We start from the raw sequence: 5,459 nt of genomic DNA, 5'->3' as shown, positions 1-5,459 counted from the left end.
TCGGGCAACCGCTTCGACCGTCACCAGCCCATGGTGGAGTTCACCTTCCACCACCTGCTGCAGGTCATGCATCCGATCTGGGCCTACGAACTGTACGGGGCGCCGCCGCTCAACGCGCTGCGCATCCGGGACATGCAGACGATGATCGCCATCGGCGCGAACGCCATGGGAGGGGTGCGCCACCAGCGGTCGGTCGACTCCCGGTACTTCGCCGAGTACAACACCCCGCTGCGCCGGGTGCAGAACGGGATCCTCACCGAGATGGATGCCGCGGTCGTGCTGCTCGAGATCAGCCGGATGCTGCCGCACATCACCGTGCTGGCCGCGCCGCCCCAGTTCGAGCGGTCGAGCACGGGGTACAACGTCGACTTCCTCGTGCTGGACCGGCGGAAGCGGAGGGTCGTCGGGGTGCAGGTGAAGACCACCGTGTCGCGGGCCACCGTCGATCGCTACGACTCGGCGGGCATCGTCCTCGTCGACGGCGCGATCGACCTGGGCAATACGCGGTCCGTGCGGCTGCGCGCCGACAGCTCGGAGACGACGACCGTCCCCTGGCCCGGCCTGATCTCCGCCCACTACCTCGCCGCCCTCCGGCCGGGATCGCCGGCCGTGCAGCACCTGCCTCGCGAACTCCTCACCGCGAGCAGGAGGGCGGCGAAGAAGGTCGCCCAGGGGACCCGCTCGTACAACAACACCGCGGTGAATCAGGTCGCGGCGCGGGTGCTGGCGCGGCTGTATGAGTAAGCCGTGCGGGGCGGTCACAGCATCATCGCTACCTTCGCTGCCCCTCGATCTTGTGCCGGATTCGTCTTCCGGATTCCTGCCTATCCGTTCTCTTTCGGCTGCCGTGTTTGCGTGGTGGTGTCCGATCGGTTCTGTTCTGTGAGCATGGTGTCGAGTTCGGTCCGGATGTTCTCGAACGCGTCGTAGCCCGCGATCGCGGCGCGCATGGCTGTCGCATGCTCGCGGAACGAAGCGTCGTTGAGGATGCGTTGCACAGCGTCGCCGACCTGTTCGGCGGTTGGTCGTCCGGTGTGGAGGTCCAGACCGACGCCGAAGTAGTCGACGCGTGCGGCGACCTCGGGTTTGTCCTCGGCCGCACCGGCCACGACGAGGGGGACGCCGGCGGAGAGGGCTGCCATTGTTCCGCCGTAGCCGCCGTTGGTGACCATGAGGTCGCAGAGGGGGAGTAGTTGGTCATAGGGCAGGAACTCGGCGATGTGTGCGTTCGGCGGCAGGGAGCCGACCGAGTCGATCGGTGTCCTGCCGGTGGAGATGACGAGGTGAAGGTCGAGGTCCGTGAGGGCGTCGATGGTTGGCCTGATGACCATGCCCAGGTCGTGGTTGTCGAGCGTGCCTTGTGTGACGTGTACAACGGGTCGGCCGTCGGCGAGTTCGTCCCACCACTCCGGCAGCGGCACTTCGCCACCCGTCGAACGCGTCGGTGGTAACGTGCCGACGAATCGAACGTTGGCGGAGAGGTCACGCCTGGCGAACTCGAACTCACGGGGCCCCAACTGCAGGAAGCGATCGGGCAGCCGTGACAGGTCGATGACGAATCCGCCCAGTCTTTGGCCACCGGCTTGGAGGATCATCCGGTTTGCGAAACGTTGCGCGTGGGCGAAGAACACTCGCCGGGCCATCACGTTCAGTAGCCGATTACGCAGTCGCGCGATCGCACCTGCGGCCATCGGGATACCCGAGTTGAAGGGGGGAGTGTCGACGCTGAGCTGTGCGAGAGGCCCGATGCCGATGGCAGCAACCGGTGGGCGGTCGGATGCTGGCTGCTGCAGCAACGGCAGAGCTCCGGCGAACAGACTGTCGATGAGCACCGCATCGATCGTCTCGGATGCGAGGATCGCCGAGAGGGAGAGCCATTGGTCGGGGATGGGCCGGATGAAGGTGGACTCGACCTGGTATTGCGAGAGCGCGATGCCCTTATAACGGTGGGTGTCAGGCATGAAGGAGGCTGGGTCGCGTTCGTCGAAATCGGCGCTACCGTGGAGGGCACGGAATTCAAGACCGCTCGCCGTCGTGGCGGCGCGGAAACGCGAACCCGTGAGGACGATGACGCGATCCCCTCGCGCCGCGAGGTTTCTTCCGATCGCGAGCATCGGGTTCACATGGCCATACAGCGGGTTGGCGCACAGCAGGAAGGTGGTCATGGTCGTTTCCCTTCGGTGGGGGACAGGTGGCGATCGAGAACGAGCCGGTCGATCGCGGTCCGCAACCAACCCGCATAGCCCGCGACCGAGTAACCGAACTCCTCGACCAGGTGCTCGTACACCTCGTGCGAGACCAGCACCGAGAAAGTCGCGACGGCACTCTCTACCTCGCCGGGCAGGATCAGGCCACGCGAGACCAGCCACGGCCCCGCCATCGCAATGTCCTTACGGCGGCGTTCGAGCGCCTCGCTGAGCACGCGCTGGATCTCGATCTCGACATCGGCCGCCGCACGGGCAGTCCGCCATAACCCGTCCGAGCGGGCGATCGACGCGCTCACCAGATCCACGTAGCGATCCAGAGCGGCGTCCGCATCCTCCAGCGCGAACACAGCGGCATACGCCGGGTTCGCGGTCAACGGCTGATCGCCTTCCTGGCCGGTGAAAGCGACGGTCATCGCCGCCGCGAGTAACGACGACTTGGAGCCGACTAGATACACCGACTCCACCGACACGCCAGCCTGCACGGCAATCGCCTTCATGGTCGTCCCGGCGTATCCGTTTACGCCAAACAGTTCCGTCGCCGCCGCGAGTATGGCTGCCCGCGTCCGAGCGGCATGTGCAGAACGCTTCGGATATCGGTCAGCAATTTCGGACAAAGGGTCCTCTCCAGTTGATTACAGTACAACTGTAGTCAATGATCGACCAGTTCCCATACGGTGAATGAGAAATGCAGAACCCATGCGCGACCAACGAACCGCGAGCTTTTCCAAACGGATGCGGTGAGCGGTTCCGGGCGGTGCTGTCGCAAAGGCGGCATATCCACGCAGAATGCGGACATGGTCGCCCACCTGGGGTCAGGGGGTCGCAGGTTCAAATCCTGTCAGCCCGACCGTTGAAAAACACCGGATCAGAAGTGGTTTTTATTTCAGCGCTTTTGATCGTTTTGGGCCTCTTGGACCCAATCTGGACCCGTAAGCCCCTTGACCGCACCTGGTCAAGGGGCTTTGGCCGTTTCAGGGCTGTGCGGATGCCTCGCCGAGATGCTGATCGAAGCTGATCGCTGCTTTCGCGAGCGCCGCATCCTCGGTGTGTAGGTACGTCCGCGTCGTCTCGATCGAAGCGTGCCCGAGGATGTCGGCGATGACGTGCAACGGGACGCCGGAGTTCGCGAACCAGGTTGCGCCGACATGTCGGAGGTTATGCCGCCGCAACCCCTGCAACTCCATCTCTGCGACGAGTGCATCCCAGTGCGTTGCATCGCGCAATGAGGCTGTCGTGATGACGCCGCCGCGCGGCCCGCGGAGCAACGGAGCCGTTGCAGGTCGTTGCGCGGTCAGACGGTGAGGCGTCGGCTCGATCAACTGCACGATCGGCACCCGGCGCGGCCGCCGGCTCTTCGTCGGCTTCGTGACGATCCCGCCGGCACCCGGGTAGCTCTGCCGCTCGATCAACACCGTTCCGCTGCCCCAATCGGCATCGCCGACGCGGAGCCCGCTCACCTCGGCACCGCGCGCGGCGAGGAAGGCGCAAAGCATGACGTGGTCCGCATAGCTCTGGTGGATCTCGCCGCAGGCTTCAGAGACGCGGAGCACTTCTTCAAGGGTCGGAAGCGACATGTGTCGTGGCTCGGCAATTGTGGACCGATAGCAACGGTCGACGCGATCCCGTGCCGGATTGCGCCCGATGAGTTCATCGCGACCGCTTCATCGAGCACCCGGCTCAGTGCCGCGAGCAGGTTCTTCAGCAGCGATCGCGAGAGTCGCGTCTCCCACTCGTCGATCGCCCGATCGATGACACCCGTCGTGAGATCGCGAACGCGCAGATGCCCGAGCGCGGGCAGGACGCGGAGTCGCAGCCCATCTCGGTAGCCACCTGCAGTCGAGGTCGGATCGACACCACGGAGATAGCGGTCGCCGATCGAATGCGCGTAGTCGCGCAATGTGACGAGCGGATCGACTCGACAAGCTGAACTCGCCCGCCTGAGTTCGAAGAACTCCTGCGCTGCCGCATCGTCATCGACGGTGATCGAGCGAGTCCTGCGCATATGCGATGAAGGATCGGTCAAGCGGACACGAGCACGGATACGTGCGCCGCGGCGCAAGGCATCGATGCTGAGACGGACGTCGGGCGGCGGCCGTGGTGGCGCCCGAACGGGTACTCGCCGACATACCCGTTGTAGCTCATGGGGAGCCGAGACATCCCAAGATCGTTGATCAAATCCCGTCCTTCGAGTTCGCCGAGGGCGACGGGAAGATCGTCGGTGCTCACCACGTGGGTGTAGAGGTTGGTCCAGACCTGGTGGGTGCGTCCGTCTCGTTCGGCGGAGGCGACATCGATAGTGGGCAGGTCGGAGTCATCGGCCACCCATTGGGCGTCAGCCCGCCCGATCTTCGCGTCCCAGTCGTAGGCCGGCACCCAGGGACGGGGCGCATCGCTCGCGGGTTCGAACTCGGTCACTGTGGGGTCGACCTGCCGGACGATGGAGGATTCGGGTCCGGGAACAGCCGGCGGTGGGGCTTCCCAGGGGCTCCTGGTCTTGGGTGCGTGGTCGGATAGATGCCCGATGAGCCGATTGAGTGCGATCCACTGGTACTTCTTGCCGATCCGTTCGATCCACTTCGGCTTCCCGCGTCCGGGCCCGTACTTCCCTAGCACGTAGCCGTCGAAGTTTGAGTGCAGGCGGGGTCTGTATCCGAGCCGGATGACCTCTGCGACCACCCACCGCGCGCCGGCTGCGACGTCGACACCTGGCCGATCACGGAGCTCGTGCTTGAGCTGGTAGGTGAAGAAGTCGTCGACCGTGGCGGAGTGCACGAGCTTCGGGTAGTCGCGATTGTCGTAGGGGGCGATGTCGTCTTCCGCGGGCCAGGTCAGCGGCCAGGTGCTGCTGTAAGGGGGCCTGAAACGGTCGGGCGTCACCTCTGCGGGCAGCGCTCCGCGATCGTGTGCCGCTTCGAGAATGCACCGGGCGGCGTCGCGAACGGCGGCGTTGGGGGTGAGGTCTGCGGGGGTGCGAAGAAGGTGGCCCATACCACATGGAATCTTTGACGCGGGCGGTCTTCAGGGGGTGGCCGGTTCTCCGGGTGTGGCGGGGATCGGGCCGCTTCGGAAGAGGAGCGCGGCGGTGAGGCCGGCCGCGGTGAGGACGGCCGCGGCGATCCAGAACACGAGGTGGTAGCTGGCGATCGTCGCATCGGCCGTACGTGTGGTGCCGTGGGTGGCGAGGTACCTGCTGGTGGCGAGGGCGGCGAGTGAGCTGAACACGGCGGTGCCGATGGAGCCGCCGATCTGCTG

The 5,459-nt window shown here is 65.4% G+C and carries 5 protein-coding genes and 1 pseudogene; 1 reads left to right on the top strand and 5 read right to left on the bottom strand.

Features of this window, described 5'->3' with window-relative positions; all coding sequences use genetic code 11:
• Positions 1 to 744 (top strand): hypothetical protein (locus tag VGC18_RS02290; protein ID WP_331093799.1); only part of this gene is annotated, 744 nt, incomplete at its 5' end.
• A gap of 80 nt (positions 745 to 824) precedes the next feature.
• Here VGC18_RS02290 and VGC18_RS02285 read toward each other — a convergent pair.
• From VGC18_RS02285 to VGC18_RS02265, 5 genes and pseudogenes are all read right to left on the bottom strand, one after another.
• Positions 825 to 2,165 carry a glycosyltransferase gene (locus VGC18_RS02285; RefSeq protein WP_331093797.1) on the bottom strand — a complete coding sequence of 447 codons (1,341 nt, stop codon included), beginning with the start codon at positions 2,163 to 2,165 and terminating at the stop codon, positions 825 to 827.
• On the bottom strand, positions 2,162 to 2,821 hold the full coding sequence (locus tag VGC18_RS02280) for a helix-turn-helix domain-containing protein (RefSeq protein ID WP_331093795.1): 660 nt from the start codon (positions 2,819 to 2,821) through the stop codon (positions 2,162 to 2,164). The genes VGC18_RS02285 and VGC18_RS02280 overlap by 4 nt, the downstream gene beginning before the upstream one ends.
• A 357-nt stretch (positions 2,822 to 3,178) precedes the next feature.
• Positions 3,179 to 3,781, bottom strand: a complete 603-nt coding sequence (locus VGC18_RS02275; RefSeq protein WP_331093793.1) for a site-specific integrase — start codon at positions 3,779 to 3,781, stop codon at positions 3,179 to 3,181.
• Positions 3,782 to 4,226: 445 nt separating this feature from the next.
• Positions 4,227 to 5,195, bottom strand: coding sequence for a hypothetical protein (locus VGC18_RS02270; protein ID WP_331093791.1), 969 nt, complete (start codon positions 5,193 to 5,195; stop codon positions 4,227 to 4,229).
• Positions 5,196 to 5,225: 30 nt separating this feature from the next.
• Positions 5,226 to 5,459: pseudogene (locus VGC18_RS02265) on the bottom strand (MFS transporter); the annotation flags it as partial.

This window comes from Lacisediminihabitans sp., from assembly GCF_036404185.1.
Taxonomy (GTDB): domain Bacteria; phylum Actinomycetota; class Actinomycetes; order Actinomycetales; family Microbacteriaceae; genus Lacisediminihabitans.
Note: the sequence above shows the minus strand (reverse complement) of the source record. Positions and strands in the feature narration are given on the sequence as shown.